Origin of the sequence: Flavobacterium acetivorans, assembly GCF_020911885.1 — a bacterium.
GTDB lineage: Bacteria > Bacteroidota > Bacteroidia > Flavobacteriales > Flavobacteriaceae > Flavobacterium > Flavobacterium acetivorans.
Window position 1 is genome coordinate 1,993,412 of record NZ_CP087132.1, and the last position, 21,973, is coordinate 2,015,384.

21 protein-coding genes are annotated in these 21,973 nt (G+C 36.4%); 5 read left to right on the forward strand and 16 right to left on the reverse strand.

Going from position 1 to position 21,973, the window contains the following annotated elements:
- The first annotated feature begins 32 nt into the window (after window positions 1–32).
- The gene (locus tag LNP19_RS08790) at window positions 33–2,504 is read left to right on the forward strand and encodes a zinc-dependent metalloprotease (protein WP_230061558.1); all 2,472 of its coding nucleotides are present in this window, start codon (window positions 33–35) and stop codon (window positions 2,502–2,504) included.
- A gap of 85 nt (window positions 2,505–2,589) precedes the next feature.
- Here LNP19_RS08790 and LNP19_RS08795 read toward each other — a convergent pair whose 3' ends face one another.
- From LNP19_RS08795 to nhaA, 3 genes are all read right to left on the reverse strand, one after another.
- Window positions 2,590–3,384 carry a transglutaminase domain-containing protein gene (locus LNP19_RS08795; RefSeq protein ID WP_230061559.1) on the reverse strand — a complete coding sequence of 265 codons (795 nt, stop codon included), beginning with the start codon at window positions 3,382–3,384 and terminating at the stop codon, window positions 2,590–2,592.
- A 196-nt stretch (window positions 3,385–3,580) separates the two neighbouring features.
- Window positions 3,581–4,888, reverse strand: coding sequence for a TIGR00341 family protein (locus LNP19_RS08800; protein WP_230061560.1), 1,308 nt, complete (start codon window positions 4,886–4,888; stop codon window positions 3,581–3,583).
- Entirely contained in the window at window positions 4,869–6,047 is a 1,179-nt protein-coding gene (gene nhaA / locus LNP19_RS08805) for a Na+/H+ antiporter NhaA (protein ID WP_230061561.1), read from the reverse strand. The genes LNP19_RS08800 and nhaA overlap by 20 nt, the downstream gene beginning before the upstream one ends.
- 423 nt (window positions 6,048–6,470) lie before the next feature.
- On the opposite strand from nhaA, the gene yaaA reads away from it, so the two are divergent.
- A complete protein-coding gene (yaaA, locus tag LNP19_RS08810; RefSeq protein WP_230061562.1) occupies window positions 6,471–7,229 on the forward strand; it encodes a peroxide stress protein YaaA in 759 nt (252 codons plus the stop codon).
- An 88-nt stretch (window positions 7,230–7,317) separates the two neighbouring features.
- Here yaaA and LNP19_RS08815 read toward each other — a convergent pair whose 3' ends face one another.
- The 4 genes from LNP19_RS08815 to LNP19_RS08830 form a co-directional block, all read right to left on the reverse strand.
- Window positions 7,318–8,904 (reverse strand): MDR family MFS transporter, encoded by a 1,587-nt coding sequence (locus tag LNP19_RS08815; RefSeq protein WP_230061563.1) that lies wholly within the window; start codon window positions 8,902–8,904, stop codon window positions 7,318–7,320.
- A gap of 102 nt (window positions 8,905–9,006) precedes the next feature.
- Window positions 9,007–10,086, reverse strand: coding sequence for an HlyD family secretion protein (locus tag LNP19_RS08820; RefSeq protein ID WP_230061564.1), 1,080 nt, complete (start codon window positions 10,084–10,086; stop codon window positions 9,007–9,009).
- A 12-nt stretch (window positions 10,087–10,098) separates the two neighbouring features.
- Window positions 10,099–11,424 (reverse strand): TolC family protein, encoded by a 1,326-nt coding sequence (locus tag LNP19_RS08825; RefSeq protein WP_230061565.1) that lies wholly within the window; start codon window positions 11,422–11,424, stop codon window positions 10,099–10,101.
- Window positions 11,414–12,046 (reverse strand): TetR/AcrR family transcriptional regulator, encoded by a 633-nt coding sequence (locus LNP19_RS08830; RefSeq protein WP_428979053.1) that lies wholly within the window; start codon window positions 12,044–12,046, stop codon window positions 11,414–11,416. Before LNP19_RS08830 ends, LNP19_RS08825 begins: the two co-directional genes overlap by 11 nt.
- 376 nt (window positions 12,047–12,422) lie before the next feature.
- Between LNP19_RS08830 and LNP19_RS08835 the strand changes: the two genes are divergently transcribed.
- The gene (locus tag LNP19_RS08835) at window positions 12,423–13,001 is read left to right on the forward strand and encodes a TetR/AcrR family transcriptional regulator (RefSeq protein WP_230061567.1); all 579 of its coding nucleotides are present in this window, start codon (window positions 12,423–12,425) and stop codon (window positions 12,999–13,001) included.
- 40 nt (window positions 13,002–13,041) lie between these two features.
- On the forward strand, window positions 13,042–13,674 hold the full coding sequence (locus tag LNP19_RS08840) for a nitroreductase family protein (protein ID WP_230061568.1): 633 nt from the start codon (window positions 13,042–13,044) through the stop codon (window positions 13,672–13,674).
- 79 nt (window positions 13,675–13,753) lie between these two features.
- On the opposite strand, the gene LNP19_RS08845 is transcribed toward LNP19_RS08840, so the two are convergent.
- A complete protein-coding gene (locus LNP19_RS08845) occupies window positions 13,754–14,725 on the reverse strand; it encodes a bile acid:sodium symporter family protein (protein ID WP_230061569.1) in 972 nt (323 codons plus the stop codon).
- Between the two features lie 237 nt (window positions 14,726–14,962).
- Between LNP19_RS08845 and LNP19_RS08850 the strand changes: the two genes are divergently transcribed.
- The gene (locus LNP19_RS08850) at window positions 14,963–15,514 is read left to right on the forward strand and encodes a DUF4494 domain-containing protein (RefSeq protein WP_230061570.1); all 552 of its coding nucleotides are present in this window, start codon (window positions 14,963–14,965) and stop codon (window positions 15,512–15,514) included.
- A 111-nt stretch (window positions 15,515–15,625) separates the two neighbouring features.
- Here LNP19_RS08850 and trpA read toward each other — a convergent pair whose 3' ends face one another.
- The 8 genes from trpA to LNP19_RS08890 form a co-directional block, all read right to left on the reverse strand.
- Window positions 15,626–16,387 carry a tryptophan synthase subunit alpha gene (gene trpA / locus LNP19_RS08855; RefSeq protein ID WP_230061571.1) on the reverse strand — a complete coding sequence of 254 codons (762 nt, stop codon included), beginning with the start codon at window positions 16,385–16,387 and terminating at the stop codon, window positions 15,626–15,628.
- A 222-nt stretch (window positions 16,388–16,609) separates the two neighbouring features.
- On the reverse strand, window positions 16,610–16,927 hold the full coding sequence (locus tag LNP19_RS08860; RefSeq protein WP_230061572.1) for a gamma-glutamylcyclotransferase family protein: 318 nt from the start codon (window positions 16,925–16,927) through the stop codon (window positions 16,610–16,612).
- 129 nt (window positions 16,928–17,056) lie between these two features.
- Window positions 17,057–18,238 carry a tryptophan synthase subunit beta gene (gene trpB, locus LNP19_RS08865; RefSeq protein ID WP_230061573.1) on the reverse strand — a complete coding sequence of 394 codons (1,182 nt, stop codon included), beginning with the start codon at window positions 18,236–18,238 and terminating at the stop codon, window positions 17,057–17,059.
- 13 nt (window positions 18,239–18,251) lie between these two features.
- Window positions 18,252–18,899, reverse strand: coding sequence for a phosphoribosylanthranilate isomerase (locus tag LNP19_RS08870; RefSeq protein WP_230061574.1), 648 nt, complete (start codon window positions 18,897–18,899; stop codon window positions 18,252–18,254).
- Window positions 18,900–18,963: 64 nt separating this feature from the next.
- The gene (trpC, locus tag LNP19_RS08875; protein ID WP_230061575.1) at window positions 18,964–19,746 is read right to left on the reverse strand and encodes an indole-3-glycerol phosphate synthase TrpC; all 783 of its coding nucleotides are present in this window, start codon (window positions 19,744–19,746) and stop codon (window positions 18,964–18,966) included.
- 88 nt (window positions 19,747–19,834) lie between these two features.
- A complete protein-coding gene (gene trpD / locus LNP19_RS08880) occupies window positions 19,835–20,827 on the reverse strand; it encodes an anthranilate phosphoribosyltransferase (protein WP_230061576.1) in 993 nt (330 codons plus the stop codon).
- A gap of 102 nt (window positions 20,828–20,929) precedes the next feature.
- Window positions 20,930–21,496 carry an anthranilate synthase component II gene (locus LNP19_RS08885; protein WP_230061577.1) on the reverse strand — a complete coding sequence of 189 codons (567 nt, stop codon included), beginning with the start codon at window positions 21,494–21,496 and terminating at the stop codon, window positions 20,930–20,932.
- Between the two features lie 10 nt (window positions 21,497–21,506).
- Window positions 21,507–21,962 carry a hypothetical protein gene (locus tag LNP19_RS08890; protein ID WP_230061578.1) on the reverse strand — a complete coding sequence of 152 codons (456 nt, stop codon included), beginning with the start codon at window positions 21,960–21,962 and terminating at the stop codon, window positions 21,507–21,509.
- Window positions 21,963–21,973: the final 11 nt, after the last annotated feature.

A 21,973-nucleotide genomic window follows, 5' to 3' on the forward strand; every position in this document is an offset into this window, starting at 1 on the left:
TTTGGCTGGATATAACCATTAAAATAGAATAAATGAAGAAGTTTTTCATTTTAACCGCTGCCAGTTCACTTTTATTAGTGCCCGCAACCCATTTTGCCCAATCTAAAAAAGATAAAAACAAAAAAGCTGACATTGCCTTAACCGTTCCCGAAAAGAAACCGGAATCCACCATCAAGGAATACGGTAAGATAATCACAAAAGACGCTATCTCGGATGAAGGATTGTTTAGCGTCCACAAGGTAGATAAGAAATACTTTTTTGAAATTCCCAATAAACTCTTGGACAAAGACATGCTTTTGGTAAGTCGTTTGTCAAAGTTGCCTTCTGATTTGGGTGGCGGATACGTCAATGCAGGTTCTGAAACGAATGAACAATTGGTGGTTTGGACCCGTTTTCAGGATAAGATTCTCATCAAAGTAAAATCATTTAGTTCCGTGGCCGATGCAAGTTTACCGATCAGTATTTCGGTGAAAAACAATAATTACGAGCCTGTTTTATTTGCTTTTGACATTGTTGCTTTTAGCAAAGATTCTGCAAATACCGTTATTGATGTCACTAAGTTTTATAACAGCGATGTTAAGGCAATAAGCGGTTTGTCGGCTTCGATGAGAGAGACCTACAAGGTGAAAGGAATGGATGATTCCCGCAGTTTTATCACGTCAATGAAAAGTTTTCCGATGAATATTGAAGTGATTCAGGATTTTACCTATAATGCATCCAATCCGCCGGTGATGAAAGATGCCGAAACGATAAGCATTCAGATGAACCAATCGATGATTTTGTTGCCGGAGGTGCCTATGAAGCCCCGCTTGGCCGACCCAAGAGTGGGCTGGTTTACGATGAACCAAATTGATTACGGAAGCAACGAGCTGAAATCAGACAGTAAAACCTATATCCGCCGTTGGAAATTAGAACCTAAAGATCCTGTCGCTTACGCAAAAGGGGAACTGGTAGAACCGATAAAACCAATTGTTTATTATTTGGATCCCGCCACGCCTGAAAAATTGCGCAAATACATCAAACAAGGAATTGAAGAATGGCAGAAGCCTTTTGAAACAGCCGGATTTAAAAATGCGATTATCGCCAAAGATGCACCAACTAAAGAGGAAGATCCTGATTTTAGCCCGGAAGATATCCGTTATTCTGTAATTCGTTATGTGGCGAGCACGACCCGTAATGCCGTTGGACCTAGTGTTACTGATCCAAGAACGGGAGAAATTATTGAGAGTGACGTGATTTGGTATCACAACCACCTGCGTTCCTATAGAAATCGTTATTTATTGGAAACGGGAGCGGCAAATCCTTCGGCCCGTACTTTAAATACCAGCGATGAAGAAATGGGCGAGATGATGCGTTTTGTGATTGCACATGAAGTAGGGCATGCGCTCGGTTTTCCGCATAATATGGGAGCGAGTTGTGCTTATGAGACCGAAGATTATAGAAATGGTGCATTCACACAAAAAAATGGAATTGCTGCGAGTTTGATGGATTATGCCCGTTTTAATTATATTGCCCAAGCCGGAGATAAAGGCGTTCGTTTCATCCGCCAAATGGGACCTTACGATCATTATGCCTTAAATTGGGGCTATCGTGTGATTCCAAATTCTACTTCACCTGAGTCAGAAGTTCCTACATTGGACAAATGGATATTGGAAAAAGCGGGAGATCCGGTATATAAGTTTGGAAAACAAAGCAGCAGCTTTGACCCAACTTCACAAACCGAAGATATAGGAAATAATTCGATGAAAGCGAGTACTTATGGAATGAAAAACTTGCAATATGTGGCGGCACATTTATCGGAATGGACGAGTGATGTCACCAATAATTACGAGGATTTAGATGAGTTGTATAAAGAAATGTTGGATGTTTGGAGCAGGTATGTTGGACATGTGGTGACCAATGTAGGCGGCGTATATGAAAACACTAAAAAACCGAACCAAAAAGGCAGTGTTTATGATGTTGTGCCAAAAGTAAAACAACAGGAAGCCATGCAGTGGCTGCAAAACAATGCTTTTGCTTCGCCATCTTGGTTGGTCAATGTTGGGACTTTAAAAAACATTGACTATTCAGGATATACCGAGCGTTTTAGAAGCTTGCAGGTTAGACATTTGAATAATGTATTGAGTTTTGACCGCATTGGTAGATTGATGGATGCCGAAATAATGGGGACTAATAATTACACTGCTTTGGACTTATTTCAAGATATGCGTAAAGGAATCTGGAAAGAGTCAAATGCGGCATCGAACGTGAGTATTTACAGAAGGAATTTGCAACGTGCTTATATTGAAAGAATGAGTTTCTTGATGAGTGAAGAACTAAAGGCCGGTGGAACAAAAGATTATTATAATGTGTCCCAATCGGATGTTAGGGCATTAGTTAGAGGCGAATTGAATTTGTTAAAAACAAGCTTGTCAGTAGCCAAAAACGGAGCCGTAAATGCGGAAACAAAATTCCATTATCAAGATTGCATTAAGAGAATTGAAAAGATTTTAGATCCTAAATAATCTAAAATCATCTGGTTTGTCTTGAAAAAAATCCGCTATAAAGCGGATTTTTTTATGGATATAAAAAGTAAAATATTTTATTTGATTATTGATTGTTGGTTGGGAATTCAAAAGCATAACTTTTGCCAATGAGAAATACGGCGCCATGGATAATGGATTCAGGAAAATAAGCCATTTTATTTAAGAAAAAATCATAAGTTTTGTTACAATAATTGGTGATTACAAACGGAAAGGAATTAGAAACCAGGTATAAATTTTGGATTCTTTGATCATCTGGAATGATTTTTTTATTAAAATTAGTGAATTGTATTTCTTTGTTTTCTTTTTTTAAATCAAGTAGTTCAAATACAGAAAGAGGTACATTTGAGTCCAAGTGATAAAAGTAGATTGATTTGGCTACATCTATGATAAACCACTTTTTAAGTTCATGGGAGTAGACTTCATTAAAAGAGTGACCTCCGGAGATACTTGGATCTTTGGATACAATTTTTAATCCCCATTCTTTTACTTTGATGTCGTTAATAACACAGAAATTGTTGTAGACTTGAGAGAAATCACTGCAAACGCCTCCTTCGCCATTCATCATTTTCAGCAATGTTATTCCTGAAGGTTTTCCTAAACCGGGGCCTCCTTTCACGTGGTTTCGCAACCATTGGGCTATTTTAAGGGCTTTTTTAAAATCACTGAGATTTGATTTTTCTTTAGGAAATATGGATTGGTTCAGTTCAAAATATATAAGAGGAATGTCTTTTTTGTGATTAATGGAGTTATAGCAAAAATTTTCAATACGCATTGGAGAAACGTTTTTTGAAACCAACTTAAACCTTATCTTATACAATAAAGAATGTCTCCTTAAATACCAATTTAAAGGTTTGCTCATTTTTTATAATTTAAGGTTTTCTTATTCCCTAAATATAAAACAAATAAGTTAATTATCTGATAATTAAACGATTAAAATCGATTAAATACGATAAATTAATTTTTAGCAGTTTGCTTACAGTGAGAAAGGGCTATTGTATTTCCGTTTTTTAATAGAAACGCATTTTATTTAATTGAAAATTAAAATGCAACTATTTTTATTTTTGACTATAAATTTCAATTTGCTTTTTCTTCAATCGTTGTTGTAGCCAGAGCGTCAGTTTCTGTTTTGAAGCTTCGTCTAACTCCGTTTTACTTTTGTAGAGTAAAACAGGAATGGTTTTAGTATTGGCCGTATCTTCATTAAAAGTGTGGTTGGCTATTGAAATATTTTCTATTTCAGGGAATAATATTTTTATTTCTGCCAATAAAGCTTTGTTTTCGTACTTGTTAGAAGCAATTTCGTTTTTGAGATTCAATATGGTAACGTCCTTTTGACTCAAAACAGATTTATTGTAATTGATTTCGTTAAGAATGTCGCTTTTAAGGTCGGTTGTGTCCTGTATAATCAATAATTTGGTATTGTTGAGGTCGTAAGATTTTAATTTTTCGTTCAAGGATTTAATCTCTTCCTCATTGAATCTCTTGGTCAGAAATCCCAGTTCCAATTTTTTTGGGTTTTCATTGAATTTCGTTTTTTTATACAAAATGGCAATTCCTTTATCAGTAAATTCAGTTTCCATAAAAACATTAATCTGATGCTGGTATTTTTTTTCTTGAAATAATTGATAGGCAAAATAAATACTCGGAAGAATTAATATTAGTATTAAAGTGGTGATGATGTATCTTACTTGTTTTTGGTGTTTCTCATCGAGTTGTTTTGTGATGGGATACTGTAGATATTTGACAATTAAAAAAGTGGCAAGACAAATAAAAACGCAGTTTATGGAGTATAGATATAAGGCTCCAAAAAAGAATTTCATATTGCCAAGCGCCAGGCCATATCCCGCTGTGCAAAGCGGGGGCATAAGAGCTGTTGCAATAGCCACTCCAGGTATTGGATTCCCTTTTTCGACTCTGGTCGTAGCAATAACGCCTACTAAACCACCAGCAAAGGCAATAAGAATATCATAAAAATTAGGCGATGTTCTGGATAATAATTCCGGCATGGCCTCTTTGAAAGGACTAATGTAAAAATAGACGGTAGAAACCGCCAAACTTGCCAAGGTGGCCACCAGAAGATTTTTAAGCGATCTTTTGAGTAAATTAAAATCATAGATACCCAACCCAAAACCGGCACCTATAATAGGACCCATCAAAGGGGAAATAAGCATGGCCCCAATAATTACCGCTGTAGAGTTTACATTTAAGCCTACTGAAGCAACAACTATGGCACAGGCTAAAATCCATAAATTAGACCCTCTAAACGAAATATTAGAAATTACGGATTCTAATACTTTGTTCTTGTCTTCCTCTCCTTTGTGTAGATTGACATAAGTGAATAATTTATTTACTAATACTCTCATTTACTTTCTGAGATAAGTTATATTTTAAGAAAAAGAATCCACATAATCCAGCAACTAGTGAAGAAAGTAAAATTACAAATTTAGCATTACTTATAATGGTTTGGTCATCAAAGGCAAGTATGGTGATGAAAATAGACATGGTAAATCCAATTCCTCCTAGAAAACCAACTCCTATCAATGTTTTCCAAGTCATATCGGTAGGTAGTTTACAGAAGCCGGCTGAAACGGCAAAAAAGCTAAATAGAAATATTCCTAATGGTTTTCCTATGATCAATCCTAGAGCAATACCTAAACTATAATGTTGCGCCAAAGTTTCTCCTATGTCTGAACTGATGACAATGGCAGTATTCGCCAAAGCAAATAACGGTAAGATGAAAAAGCCAACAGGTTTATGTAAAAAATGTTGGAGCTTGTAAGAAGTAGATGTTTTACTTCCATTTCCAAAAGGAATTACAAAGGCTAATAAAACTCCTGTTACGGTGGCATGAATTCCAGAGTGAAGCATGAAGTACCACATAACAACCCCACCGATAAGGTAAGGAATCAAGCTTTTTACTTTCATACGATTAAGGATAAATAGGAACAACATAACAGCCAAAGCGATAGCTAAATTTGTCCATAATATCGTTTTGGTATAAAAAATAGCGATAACCATAATGGCACCTAAATCGTCAATTACTGCCAAAGCAGTTAAAAATATTTTTAACGAAAGTGGCACGCGATTACCTAATAAGGATAGAATTCCCAAGGCAAAAGCAATATCTGTAGCCATAGGAATCCCTGCTCCAGAATGTGCGACAGTGCCGTAATTCAGCAATAAATACAATCCTGCAGGCACCAGCATTCCTCCCAAAGCAGCAAAAATAGGTAACAATGCATCTTTTATATTGGATAATTCACCCTGATAAATTTCTCTTTCCAGTTCAAGGCCAATTAACAAAAAGAAAATAGTCATCAAACCATCGTTGATCCAATATTCAATACTTTGTCCCGCAAACAAACTATGCCAAGTATGTTGGTATTGTTCTCCAAAAATTGAATTTGCCAAAATTAAAGAGATTAAAGTGCAGCCAATTAGTACAAGTCCACTGGATTTTTCGTTGTCAAAAAATTCTTTGAATAAATCTGATTTGTAAATTCTTTTTATTGCTTTTCTCATACTTGTTTCTTTGATCAATAATTATTATTAGTATCTAAAAATAACTATTGATGCGATTTTTTAGTTAACAGGAAATTTTATTGAATTCACAAAAATAGCGAAATACTTAGAAATTTCATTAGAGGAAAGTGTATTTGTTTTTAATTTGTTTCGTTATTTTTAAGTAAATACTTCTGTAATTTGTTCAGAAAGCTTGTTGTTGATTTCTTGTAACTATGCTAAATTTTATAGGTTAACCTATTAGGATTCAATTTTATATAGCATAAAGAAAATTTATTTTGATATAGTATAATTTGAATCTAGAATAGCATAAATTTAATACTCTGATTTGTATTATTGATCTTACTATTAAATAAATCAATTTGCATTTTCTTATTTATTGTTTTCAATTTGTACTTTTGAATCCTTACCAAAAAGTAAAAAATGAAAATTGTTATCTCTCCGGCCAAGTCCTTAAACTTCGAAAAAGAATTACCTACCACTCAATATACGGATTCTTCATTTTTGAAAGAATCAAGAATAGTTCAGAAAGTTTTAAAACAAAAATCACCGGCTGAATTATCAGAATTGATGTCTATTTCAGATAAATTAGCCGAGTTGAATTGGCAACGTAATCAGCAATGGAAAACACCTTTTACCCCAGAAAATGCCCGTCCGGCAGTCTATACTTTTGACGGTGATGTCTATGCCGGTTTAGATGCGTATTCAATCCCAAATGAAAAAATTGAGGTTTTGCAAGAACGACTAAGGATTTTATCGGGCTTGTATGGCTTGTTGAAACCCTTGGATTTGATTCAAGGGTATCGATTGGAAATGGGTACCAAAATGCCAATTGAAGCGCATAAAAATTTATATGATTTTTGGAAGCCAACAATCACGAAATCCTTAAACAAGGAATTGAAAGAAGGGGAGTTGTTTATTAATTTGGCAAGCAATGAATATTTCTCGGCCATTGATGTCAAAGCTTTGAAGGTACCGGTTATTACCCCCGATTTTAAGGATTACAAGGATGGGAAATTGAAGATTATCAGTTTTTTCGCCAAGAAAGCCAGAGGAATGATGGTGCGTTACATCCTAGATACCAATGCCGAAACGATTGATGATTTAAAAGCTTTTAATTATGGTGGATATCAATTTGACGCTAATTTGTCCAAAGGAAACCATTTAGTGTTTACCAGATAGCAGAATTTAAATATTGTTATAAAAAAACTCCGAATACAAATTTGTATTCGGAGTTTTTTTATAACAATTATGTCTTGATTTATTTTGTCTAATGCATCGCATCCGATAAGTCGATTTTGTTTTTTCCTTTTTTTATCAAAAGGATAAAAGGAATGCACAACAAAAATAAAATGCCCAGATACATGAATATGTCCATGTAAGACAACACATTTCCTTGAACAATTACTTTGTATTCTATCGCTTTATGAGCTTTGTCTAAGGATTCATTGGCACTAAAACCTTTGGACATGAATCCCATTTGCAATTGTTTTACGGTTTGCTGTAATTCAAAAGAAGTTTTATCAAGATGAGAAATCAAATTTACTCGATGTTCCTGATTGAAACGAGCAATAAAAGTTGTGATAATAGCAATACCAAAAGAGCCTCCCAATTGACGCATCATTCCCGTAAAGGCAGCACCTTCTCCGATGCTTTTTCCCTTGAGGGTTGATAGAGAAAGGGTGGTAATAGGGACAAATAGTAATCCTAAACCAATTCCTCTCCAGATCAATGGCCAGAACATGTGTTCAGTTCCAGTATCCGGGGTAATGATATTGCGCATCCAGAAAGTGAAAATGAAAAACACCAAAAATCCTGTTGCAACCATATATGCTTGCGGAATTCCTTTTTGTATCGCTTTACCAATGAAGGGCATCATCAATCCGGTGGTAATCGAACTTGGAATTAGTAATAATCCGGCATCCAGGGCGCTCCATCCCAAAATGGATTGAGTATAAATAGGAATTAAGAATGTCGAGCCGTAAAGTCCAAAACCCAATATGAAACACATAATGGTCCCTACTCGTAGATTGCTGTCTTTTAATACTCTTAAGTTAACTATAGGATATTTGTAGGTGAGTTCTCTCCAAATGAAGAAAAGTAATCCAAATAAAGAAACAACCGATAAAAACACAATTAAATCATTGTTGAACCAGTCGTCCTGTTGCCCATGTTCGAGTACAAATTGCAAGGAACCAATAAAGGCAGTCAGGAAAATAATTCCCCACCAGTCCACTTGATTCACTTTCAGTTTTTCACCGTATTTAGGACTTTTTACAAAACCAAGGGTTAAGATAGTAGCAATAATACCAAGTGGAATATTGATATAAAAAATATAAGGCCATGAAAAATGATCCACAATATAACCTCCTAATGGCGGCCCGAGGGTAGGTCCCACGATAACACCCATTCCGTAAATGGCTTGTGCCATTCCTCTTTTGGCCACAGGATAACTTTCTGTTATAATGGTTTGCGCGGTAACTAATAAAGCACCACCGCCCAATCCTTGGATAAAACGAAAGGCTACTAATTCCCATATATTCGTTGCGTTTCCGCAAAGGAAAGAAGCTACGGTAAAAATAATAATGGATGCGGCAAAATAATTGCGCCTTCCAAATTGCTGTGACAACCAGCTTGTCATGGGGATTATAATTACGTTTGCTATGGCATAAGCGGTAATTACCCAAGCAACATCGGTCAATGAGGCGCCAAGGCTACCTCGCATGTTGTTAAGCGCTACGTTTACAATAGTGGTATCTACAATTTCCAGCATGGCACAAAGCACCGCTGTAATTGTGATGATCACTCTTCTGAAGCCGTATTCAACTAAATCGTCTTCTCCTGTTTGTGTTGTCATTTTAATTAATTTAGATTCCAGATTAGCTGTTGCCAATTGCAGATGGATAAGCGAGAGCCGGATTTTGTTTGATCAAAATCATTAATCTATACTCTTCCAATTTTAATTTAAATGGACATCTACATAAACATTCATTCCCGGACGAAGCAATTTTATTTTTTCGGCATCATTAGAGGCATCTAAACTTATTTTTACCGGTAATCTTTGGATGGTTTTTACAAAGTTTCCTGTTGCATTATCTGGTGGCAATAAAGAGAATTTGGCTCCAGTTGCCGGAGAAAAGGAGGTGATTGTTCCTTCAAATTTGTGATCAGGGTAGGCATCTACTTTAATGCTTACTTTTTGTCCCATAACCATTTTGTTGAGTTGGGTTTCCTTGAAATTGGCTATAACCCAAGCTTCGTTATTGTTTATGATATAAAAAAGAGATTGTCCTGATTGTACCAATTGACCCGGTTGAATGTCTATTTTCGAAACCTGACCATCAATAGCGGCAGTGATAACGGTATAAGATAAATTTAGTTTTGCCGCATCCAGTAAAGCTTGTGCTTTTTTAATATTGGCAGCAGCCACTTCGGTCATTTTATCCGAAGCTTTAGATTTGGCTACTATAACCGACTTTTGGTAAGCGCTTGCTTTTTGCTGTTGTTGCAAGATGCGAACCTGACTTTCGGCTTCTTGTTTAGCAGCCAAAGCTTGTTCGTATTGTTGTTTTGTAATGGTATGCGTCTTGTACAAATTGTTGTAACGGTTGTAATCACTAGTTATACGGCCCAATCTGATTTTTGCGGTTTCGATATTTCCGCTGGCTGATTGCACATTAGCATCCGAAGCAGAGATGCTTGCCAATACACTGCTGATGTCTGCTTTTGATACTTCGAAGTTTCCTTCGGCAGCAGCCACAGCGGCAGTTGCTTCGGCAATTTTTAATTGGTAATCTTTCTTTTCGATCGTAAATAAGGTATCCCCTTTTTTTACATAATCATTGTCTTTTATATACACTTTGCTCACATAACCGGAAACTCTTGGAATAATAGGGTTCATGTTTTTCTCAATTTGAGCATCATCCGTTTCTTCATGAGATAAAGAATGAATGTATTTATAGCTACCGTATGCAACTCCTAAAAGGACCAATGCGGATAGGATAATAATAAATTTGGTATTGGTTTGTTTATTTGCCATCTGAAATAATGATTATATTTTTGAAAGATTGAAAGATTGTGATAATTGTCCCGTTACCGAAAGCAACTCGTAGTATTTTTGGATTACATTGGCTTTTGCCAATGCTTTATTGATCGTAGCGTTCAATTGTTCCACATCGGCTTCTAGTAAATCATTGGTATCTGATAAGCCATTTTCGTATTTGTCTTTTACGATTCTGTAATTCTCCGTCGATTGTTCAACTGCCTGACCGTAAACAGTACTTTGTTTCAACGCCAATTCATAATCTTCAATGGCTTTTTGAACCTGTATTTTGATATAGTCTGTAAGCATTTCTTGAGAGTTGTGAACTTCTAATGCTTTACTTTGAGCCATTTTGACCATGGTTCCGTTTTTTAATATAGAACTCAAATCATAAGAAATACCTACTCCAAAATTCATGGCGTTTTCCACCGTTATTACATTTTTCAAGTCTAGGGCTGTATAACCGCCAATGAGTGCTATTGAAGGATAGTAGGCGCTTCGGGCTATTTTTATGTTGGCAAGGCTTGCTTTTTCTTGGAATCGGATGGCTTCAAGATCCTTACGGTTTTGAAGTGCTGGTTGCTCGTCTGTGGGGATATTATCCATTCTAAAATCGATAAAATCACTTTCGCGAACTTCTAATTTTGTTTCAGCAGGTAATTTCAGCAGCGTGGTTAGATAAAAATTGACAGTGTTTAAATTGTTATTAGCCTCGTCAAGTGATAATTGTATTTTAGACAGCTGTAACTGGGATTTGAGTAAATCGTTTCGAGGGATAATCCCGTTTTTCTCTAGTTCAATGAAATCAGTAACCCGTTGTTGGGCACTTTTTTGATTTTCTTTTAGGAGTTCTATCGTTTTTTGGGACTTATACAAGCTGGCGTAATAATGAACCACTTTCAGCGCAACATCTTCTTTGGTTTGCAACGATTGGGCTGTTTCGGCCTGATAGAGATTGTCGTGAACCTTGATGCTGTTTTGTATTTTAAAACCGGCAAAAATAGGAAGATTGGCATTGACTTGTCCAATCATTAGTTGATCTACCACGGGAAGCGCATCAGTATTAGTGCCTTTGTTCAATTTTAAATCGATGGAGGCTTTGGCCAAGCGTTGGTATTGGCCGGCAATTTTCAGATCAGGATACTGATTGTTTTTTACCGACTGTAATTCGTATTTCTTGGTGTTCACTTTGGTGTTTGCCAAGGAGACTTCATTGCTTTTGGTCCAAGCCATTTGGATGGCTTCTTCCAAAGAAAAACTGGTTCTTTCTTGTGCTTCAGTGGAAGAAATTCCTATGAAGAAGATCCCAAAGAACAGTATTTGACTAACTTTCATATATCAGAAGTGCTTTTATTGTTTGTTGAATGTGTTTTGTAAGATTTGTTTTGATGTAATTATTGTATAAATCTTCCGTTTTCAGGTTTAATAAGTTTTCGTAAAAACTTTTATTCATGTGAAAATGAAAGAAAGTACCCAAAATAGTGGGGGTGATTAGGGGAATAATAATGTCTTTTCTAAAAACACCTTTGGTTTGCCCTTCGACAATTATGGCTTCCAGAGATTTCAGATTTCCTTTTTTGAGTTCTGAAAAAACCTGATGGTTCAAACTTCTTTTTTTTGAAGTAAATTCGAAATGGATGATTCTGTAGATTCCTTTATTGCAGTTGATTCGATTGATATAGAGTTCAATCAGTTTATTTACCTTCTCGATAGGTTCCAGATCTTCCTGTATAAGATGATCTAATTGCATTTTTAAATCCGATGTTCTGTAGACAATAAGGGATTCTAATAGACGCTCTTTTGAGCCAAAATAGTAAGAGACCATCGCGATATTTATTTTCGCTTCTTTGGAGATGTTTCGTATCGAGGTACCGTCAAAACCTTTTTCCGAAAACAGCGTTTCAGCCACTTCGAGAATTTTGATTTGCTTATCGTTAAAAAGAGTTTTCAAGGGAATACTTTTTGTTAAAACAAAATTAAACAAGTGTTTAAATTAAACAGCTGTTTAATTTATTTTTAACATATTTTTAACTTTTATAAATCTACTTCTGATTTAAAATTAATTCTTCTAAATAGAGTCTATGTACTTGTGATTCTATCTGTTGTAATTTTTTTATTCCTCTCGGATATTGAAGGCTTTGTTGTTATAACTCATAGTTTAATATATTATTGCGTACGATAGTCTTCGGATCGAACTTGCTGCTTTTCTGTTAATTTAAGATGAATTTGATTTTTTGAAGAGGGCTGATTTTTATTAAATAAATCCTAATTGTATAAAATTTATGAACGTTCATTCTTTTTTGATTTACCTTTGCAATCTCAATTAATAGAATATGGCTCAACTTCAAAAAAGTATTGATAAACGGACTGCCTTGTTAAAAGCTACTTTGAGTTTAGTGAACAATGGGGGGATTCAAGGTGCTTCTATGGCTAAGGTGGCCAAAATGGCCAATGTCTCTCCGGCGACTATCTATTTATTTTTTGAAAATAAGCAGGATTTAGTGAATCAATTGTATTTGGATGTCAAAGCTTCTTTTGCGCAAGCGGCTTTTAAGGAATACAACCCAAGCCAGCCCGTAAAAGTAAATTTTGAGCAAATATGGTTCAATATGGCCAAATTTAAATTGGACCAAAAAGAGGAAGCTTCTTTCTTGTCGCAATGTGATAATACACCTATGATCGATGAGGAAACCAGACAGCAAGGATTGCAACACTTGACGCCTCTTTTTGATTTATGGACTCAAGGAATAGAGCAAGGCGTAATAAAAAACCTGTCCCCTTATTTGCTGTATGCCTTTACGATCTATCCTATGGCTTTTTTGATGAATATGAATTGCAAGGGACTTTGTCATTTAGATGAAAAGCTACAGCAAAAAGCATTTCAAGCGGCTTGGGACAGTATAAAAGTTTGATGAATTTTAGAATAAATAATAATAGATAAACACAAATAAAATGGAATTATTAGATAAATTGAGATGGCGTTATGCCGCTAAGGCGATGAATGGTGAGAAAGTAAGCCAAGAAAAAATTGATTCGATCATTGAGGCAGCTTCATTGGCTCCAACTTCAAGCGGCTTGCAACCTTTTGAAATAATGGTGATCACCAATCAGGAGATCAAAGAGAAAATTAGAGCTATCGGTTGGAATCAATCTGTGATTACTGATTGTTCGCATTTATTGGTATTTGCCGCTTGGGATACTTATACGGCTGAACGAATCAATAAAATGTTTGACCTTACCAATGAAGTTCGTGGTTTTAAAAATGAAGGCTGGGAAAATTACCGTCAAATGTTGTTAAACAATTATCCTCAAAAAGATGCCGAAGTAAACTTTCAGCATGCAGCTAGACAGGCTTATATTGCCTTTTCGCAAGCGATTGCCGCTGCCGCTTTTGAAGGAGTTGATAGCACGCCAATAGAAGGTTTTGATGCTGATGCGCTGGACGAAATTTTAAATCTAAGAGAAAAAGGACTTAGAAGTTGTGTGATTCTTTCGTTAGGCTATAGAGATGCTGATAAAGACTGGTTAGTGAATTTAAAAAAAGTCAGAAAAAGCAAAGAGGATTTGGTTACCCTTATTGACTAATTCCAATTGTATAAATTAAACCCCATGAACAGCCTTTCTTATTGAAATGGCTGTTTTTTTTATTCCAATGTTTTCAGGATTATGAATCTTCTTTTCTACGAGCCAGTCGAGTGGCGATAAAGCTAATGGCGAAAATCTGGAACGAATGAAAAAGCATCAGCGGCAATAGAATGATGCCCATCGAGGCCGAAGCTTGAAACAGGATTTTGGCAAATACCGTTCCGTGAACCAATGACTTTTTGGTACCACAAAATTGAGCCGTAATTTTATCTTCGGTGCTAAAACCGAGTAGCTGGCTTAAAAAGCCCGTAAGGAAATAAACCAAATAAAATAGTGCTAGAATAGCTGTGCTTATAACAAGCAAATCGCCGCCGTTTATACTGTTGAAGACCTTTTCTTCAAAGGAAGTACAAAAGCTTTTATAGATGATTAACAGGATAATTGTTTTGTCAAATAAAGTAAGATAACGGTTGTATTCTTGTGCCATTTTCCCCCAATAACGGTGCAAAAGAAGCCCTAGGATTACCGGTGCCAAAACTTCTAAAAGCAATTTGGCATAAATATCCCCCAAATCGTAATTGGTTGCCGCAGCATTGAGAAACAAACCCAACCAAAGCGGGGTGATAATAATGCCTAATAAGCCGGAAATACTGGCGTTGAAAATAGCCGATGGAATATTTCCTCGGGCAATAGAAACCATAACTACCGAAGAGGAAACGGTAGAAGGGAGCGATGCCAAGAACAAAAAAGCTAGCCATATTTTTCGGTCGTCCTCAGTAGAAATCAAGGGATAAAAACACAATACAATCAGCGGAAAGACCAGAAAAGTACAAGTTTGAACCAGCAGGTGTAATTTCCAGTTTTTCAATCCGGCTTTCATTTTTTCGGGACTCAATTTAAGACCATAGAAAAAGAAGATCAATGAGATTCCAATGCTTCCAATAGCACCCAGAGGAAGTGGACCGGACTCGCCGCCAAATTTTGGAAAAAGATAGGCCAGCAGCACGACAATAAGTATCGAAAGAACGAATGGATCAATTTTTATTTTCAATATTGGGGACGGTTAAGTGGTATAGAATACTTCAGTGAGGCGCAAAGATACTAACTTATGGAACAAGGATAAAAGATTGCGGGTTTTTGATTTTAATTTTGGTTTTGCATTTTTCAAATGCCGAAGCGATAGAAAAAGAGGCTAATATTCATTTGAAATTGTGAATATCTATTTTAGCAATTATAGATTTATTTTCCGTTAAAATCTATCTTTGCCATCCTTAAAAAAAACATAGAGATGAGCGCAATTTGGTACGAATGCAAAGTAAAATATAGAAAAACCGATGAAACGGGAGGACAAAAAGTGACTACTGAACCTTATTTGGTAGACGCGATTTCCTATACCGAAGCCGAAAAGAGAATCAATGAAGAAATGGCAGCTTATGTTAGTGAAGAATTTAAAATCACCAATATCAAAGTGGCTAATTATGCCGAAATTCACCCTTTTGAAAACGCAGATCGCTGGTTTAAATCGAAGGTTTCTCTAGTGGCTTATGACGAAGAAAGCGGTAAGGAACGCAAGACCAATATGTATTTATTGATCCAGGCCAATGATGTAAAAGAAGCCTATGACAATACCATTCATGTGATGAAAAATACGATGGGCGACTATTCTATTCCTGCCATTTCAGAATCGCCTATTATGGATGTTTTTCCCTATTTTAGTGGCGAAGAAGGAGATTTGGAAAAATTAGAACGGTTCAATGCGCTTAAAGCTTCTAAACCGGAAGTAGCAGCAGAAATAGTGGATCACATGGAATTTGCTGTAGAGGAAGAAACTGTTTCCTAATAATTCTCATTTAAAAAAAATTACCGCAAATTTGCAAATTAGAAAGTCCCAAACGGAATCTATAATTTGCGAATTTGCGGTTTATAATTTAAAAATGGTTGTTTAAAGAATTTATCGAATCGCTTTTACAAATTCTGCGATTTTTCCAGTTCCATTTTCGGTAAGATGCGTGATAAAAGCACTTCCTATAATCGCTCCTTTGGCGAATTGTGTGGCTTGCTCAAAAGTTTCTTTGTTGTTGATTCCGAAGCCTATTACTTGAGGGTTTTTCAAATTCATGTCGGCTATGCGTTTAAAGTAGGCTTCCTGTGTGCTCCCAAAACCGGTTTGTGAACCCGTAACACTGGCGGAACTCACCATATAAATAAATCCATCCGATACGCTGTCTATAAAACAGATGCGTTCCTCAGAAGTTTGTGGTGTAATTAAGAATATATTCTTCAAGCCGTATTTTTCGAAAGTAGCTTTGTATTCGTCCGCATACACATCCACCGGAAGATCGGGAATAATTAGTCCGTCGATACCAATTTCGGCACATTTTTGGCAGAAATTCTCAATTCCGTATTGCAACATTGGGTTGAAATAGCCCATGATCACCAGAGGAATAGATACTGTTTTGCGAATGTCTTTTAATTGGTCAAACAAAACTTGGGTTGTCATTCCGTTGTGTAAGGCTTGGGTTGAACTTGCCTGAATGGTTGGTCCATCGGCTAAGGGGTCACTAAAAGGTAAGCCGATTTCGATCATGTCAATACCGTTTTTTTCCAAATCCTGAATGATTTGCACCGTATCGTTGAGGCTAGGATAGCCCGCTGAAAAATAGATGGAAAGTATTTTTTTAGTCTCTTGTAATTTTTGATGTATTCTGTTCATTTTCTATTCTGTGTAATTTTTTTATCTTTTTAGCTCCGCAAAGCATCTGACTATGAGGTTTTTTTTTGAAGGTTTCAGACTTTTTTTTATTAATGCGGTCGGAGACCGTTTAAAACCTTCTCAAAGTCAGATGCTTTGCGGATCGGGGAATTAGTTTTGTATTCAAAATTTGGTTTTAGAAATCTCGCAGCCTGCTTAAATGGTAACTCTTTTTCTAGATTATTAACTCTCAATATAAATCCAAGCCGTTATTCCAGATTCCAATGTTATTTGAGTTCTTTTATAAGCATTAGATTCAAATTGATCTGCTTTTATAAGATCTTCACTGGAAATACTAAAAGCAATACCCTTTATTGCATCCGAAGGATTTTCACTGGGAATGGCTACAAAGTAATCTTCCATTCCAAATTCTTCTTCTATTTGTAAATCTTTTAGTTTGTATCCTAAAAGCTGCTCTGGTGTTCCAATCAACAGTTTGTTGAAAACCTGCATTTGAATTTCTTTTGACTGCAATGTACCGTAAGAGAATAGCTGTTCCATAAATAGTTTTTTTCTAGTTATTTGTTTGCGTTAGGGATAGAAGCGCTATCCTTTTTTATGGCTTTATCTGCCATGAAAATGAGGTAATATACAGCTCAATCCTTGGGGAACGCCCCAATTATACTTTTGTTATAATTTAAAATAATCAATATAAGTATTCAAATCTTTGTCGCCACGACCGGAAAGGTTAATGACCACAATATCCTCTGGTTTGAACTTCATTTCGTCCAGAACGGCAAAGGCATGAGCGCTTTCGATAGCGGGAATAATTCCTTCCATTTTGGACAATTCTAATCCCCAATTCATTGCTTGTGCATCGGTTATTGAGATGAACTGTGCTCTTCCCGAAGCGAATAAATGTGCGTGCAAAGGCCCAACACCCGGATAATCCAAGCCAGCCGAAATCGAGTAGGGCTCTGTAATTTGCCCATCAGGAGTCTGCATCAACAAGGTTTTACTTCCGTGAATGATACCCACTTTTCCCAAGGCTGAGGTGGCGGCACTTTCGCCAGAATCAACACCCAAACCGGCGGCTTCGACAGCGATAATGTTGACGTCTTTTTCGTCCAAAAAGTGATAATAAGCTCCGGCGGCATTGCTTCCTCCACCCACACAGGCAATCACATAATCCGGGTTTTCACGGCCTTCTTTTTCCAATAATTGGCCTTTGATTTCCTTTGAAATAACAGACTGAAAACGCGCTACCATGTCCGGATAAGGATGTGGTCCCACCACCGATCCGATGATGTAATAGGTGTCAACAGGATTGTTGATCCAGTCGCGAATAGCTTCATTTGTGGCGTCTTTCAGGGTTTTTGAGCCCGAAAGTGCCGGACGCACTTCGGCGCCTAACATTTTCATACGCGCTACGTTTGGCGCCTGACGGCGGATGTCAATTTCGCCCATATAAACGATGCATTCCAGTCCCATCAAGGCACAAACGGTTGCTGTAGCCACGCCATGCTGACCCGCGCCTGTCTCGGCGATGATACGTTTTTTACCCAAACGTTTGGCTAATAGTATTTGTCCAATGGTATTATTGACTTTGTGCGCTCCAGTATGACATAAATCTTCTCTTTTTAAGTAGATTTTGGTATTGTATTTTTGGGACAAACGCTCTGCAAAATAAAGTGGTGTAGGGCGCCCCACATAATCTTGTAGCAAGGCATCAAATTCAGCTTGGAAAGAGGGATCTGCCGTTATTTTTAGATAGTTTTGGCGTAATTCTTCTACATTTGGATATAACATTTCAGGAATGTAGGCTCCTCCAAATTCTCCGTAATAGCCTTTTTCGTTGACGTGGTATGACATGATTTTATTTTTTTTATTTTTTTATAACTGTAGATACACACTGCAGTGCGTCTTTACATAATTGTATATTTTTTAATCCGGGTTCGATTTCAAATTTACTGTTGACATCAATGGCGTAAAGCGGTAAATTGGTTTTCGAAATTTCATTTACAGCGCCCATTTCAGCAATTCCAATTCCTCCGCTTAGGAAAAATGGTTTGTTTGATGGATATTTTTCTAATACTTTCCAGTCAAAAGGGGTTCCGTTGCCACCGGGTAATTTTCCTTTGGTATCAAAAAGAAAATAATCACAAACAGTTTCAAACGGTTTCAGTACTTCAAAATCAAAATCATCAGCTACCGAAAATACTTTTATGATTTCAATCTGAACTTGTTTCAGATTCTTGATTTCATTTTTCAAATCTAAACAAAATTCAACTGATTCGTGGCCGTGTAATTGTATGGCTTGTAAATTATATTTTTCGACTTTTTCCAAAATTAGGCTGCTGCTTTCGTTCACAAAAACTCCAACTTTCTTAATTGATTTTGGTAAATCAGGAATTATACCATCAAAATATCGAGCTGATTTTTCCCAGAATATAAATCCCATATAATCGGGTAGGAGCGCGCCTACTTCGAGAATGTTTTCGGGATATTTCATGCCGCAGATTTTGAGTTTCATCGTATTTTTTTTAACCACAAAGTTCACAAAGCATGCGCAAAGTTCACAAAGTTTTTATTATCTATTAAATTAGTTTTGAAATAAATTCTGTTGCTGCTTTACCCGCATTGTCGGTTTTCATAAAGTTTTCACCAATAAGGAAACCTTTGTAGCCGTAAGGTTTTAGTTCGTTAATGGCTTCTATTGATGAAATGCCGCTTTCGGAAATTTTTACAAAATCATTCGGAATTTGAGCTGCCAGTTGTTTGCTGAAATCCAAACTTACTTCAAATGTTTTCAGGTTGCGGTTGTTTACACCAATCATGTCCAATGTAGGCATTATCGATTTTTCCAGCTCTTCCTGATTGTGCACTTCCAGTAAAACTTCGAGTCCTAAACTTTTAGCAAATTCAGATAATTTTTTGATTTCGTCTCTGGTTAAAACTGCGGCGATGAGCAAAATTAAATCGGCTCCGTGTGCTTTGGCTTCTAAGATTTGGTATTCATCCACAATGAATTCTTTTCGCAATAGCGGAATATTTACTGTGGCTCTAGCCAAAAGTAAATCGTCTAAGGAACCACCAAAATATTTTCCATCCGTTAATACCGAAATTCCACAAGCACCGGCATTTTCATAGCCTTTTGTTACTTCTTCCACGGTAAAGCTATAATTTATTTCTGCTTTAGAAGGCGAGCGACGTTTGTGTTCGGCAATAATTCCTGACGTGCTGTTTTGCAAATTATCACTCAAAGAAATAGTCTTTTTTTCGAAGAAAACCGAAGCTTCCAATTGTGAAACAGGAATAATCGATTTCTTGAGAATGACTTCTTGTTTTTTGTCAATTATGATTTTATCTAAAATATTCATTCTTAATTGTTTGTTTAAAGTTTTCTTTGTTTAAAGTTTCAAGTTGTTCGAAATTCCAACAACTTTAAACCTTAAACTTTAAACTATTTTATTTGCTTAATTCTTGTAATGTTTTCAAAGATAAAAGTCCTTTTCCGGATAGTAAACTTTCTTTTGCTATTTGAAATCCTTCTAAAGCAGAGCATTTTGTAACCGTTGCAATTGCCATAGCAGCATTGGCACAAACCACATTATTTTGAGCTTCGCTTCCTTTACCGGAAATAATATCAATAAACATTTGAGCAGATTCTTCGATTGTTTTTCCACCTTCAATTTCGCTTTGCGCCAAAAGAGAAACACCAAAATCCTCAGGGTTTAACATTCCTTCCATCGAACGGGTAATTGTTTTTGTAGGTCCAGTCAATGAAACTTCATCATAACCGTCAAGCGAATGAAGAATGGTAAAGTTGGTATCCGTATTTTGATATAAATACGCATACATTCTGGCCAGTTCTAAATTGAAAACGCCTACCAATTGATTGTTTGGGAAGGAAGGATTCACCATGGGACCCAGCATATTAAAAAAGGTTTTTACCGCTAATTCCTTTCGAATAGGACCTACGTTTTTCATAGCAGGGTGAAATAAAGGGGCATGCAAGACACAAATCCCTGCTTTGTCGATGCAGCGTTCCAAGAAATCAGCGTCGTTACTAAATTTGATGCCCATTTTTTCCATGACATTACTTGAGCCAGAAATAGAAGAAACACCATAATTCCCGTGTTTGGCGACTTTTATTCCTGCACCCGCTGCCACAAATGAGGCCAAAGTAGAGATATTGAAAGTGTCTTTGCCATCACCACCGGTACCACACAAATCGATGGTGTTGTAAGCCGATAAATCCGCACGAATACATAAATCTAATAAGGCTTCCCGAAAACCCGCAAGTTCGTCGATACTGACACTGCGCATCATATATACGGTAAGGAAAGCTGAGATTTGACTCGAATTGTAACTTCCGTTGGAGATATTGATTAATACGTTTTTAGCCTCTTCTTTGGAGAGTATTTCGTGATTGATCAGTCTGTTTAATATGTTTTTCATTTTATTTTATTTTTTGCCGCTAAGGCTCAAAGACGCAAAGTTTAGTAATGAATATTGTTATTTAAATTCAGTCAACTGATTACTGCGACTGAACACTGAATACTATGATTTTACCCAATTTTCCAGCATCTTTTTTCCGTTTGGAGTCAGTACACTTTCCGGATGAAATTGTACTCCGCGCACATCAAAGGTTCGGTGTCTCAAAGACATTACTTGTCCGTTTTCGTCAAATGAGGTGGCTTCGAGAACATCGGGTAAGTTAGCCTCTACCACCCAAGAATGGTAGCGTCCCACTTCAAACTCGTTTCCGATTCCTTCAAATAGTATTTCGTTATCAACTACCGTTTTGACCTTTGTGGCTACGCCGTGATATACTTTGTCCAAATTAGAAAGGCTTCCGCCAAAAACTTCTCCTATGGCTTGCTGTCCCAAGCAGACTCCGAGAATACTTTTGGTAGGGGCATATTTTCGGATAACATCTTTCAATAATCCGGCTTCATCCGGAATTCCGGGACCTGGAGAAAGTAATATTTTATCGAAACGTTCAATTTCCTCAATATCAAATTCATCGTTTCTGTATACGCTAACTTCACAATTTAAATCTTCCAGATAATGCACTAAATTGTAAGTAAAGCTATCGTAATTGTCTATGACTACTATTTTTTTCATCGTGTTTGTATTATTTTTCTCGAACGTATTTTTCGATTATTATTCGATTTATTCCCAGTTTTTCAATTTTCTCCGTTCCCTTTTGAATCAAAGTGTCATTTTGTATTTTTACGACAAAGTCAAATTTGTTATTTTCCCATTCTCTAACCGAAAAGTATTCTAGATTTTCAGTATAAAGGCTGTCTTTTAAAGTGTATTTTCCTCCGCCAGCAAAATAAAGGGCGGTACTGTCTTTTCCGTTATTTAAATCATGGTTGAAAAATGAAAAATGAGTGTCATTAATTATTTTGATCATTTTAGTATTAGGATTGAATGTCGAAAAAGTACTGTCTTTTTCAGTAGTAATGGCCGATATGAGTCGCCAAGTTCCTGCAATATTATTTTTGTCTTTCTTAGAATTTTCTTGTTTTAGATTGCAAGCTGCAAAAAGAACAATGATTAGTAAGCTGCTAATTGTTGTTTTCATCTTTTAAAAGT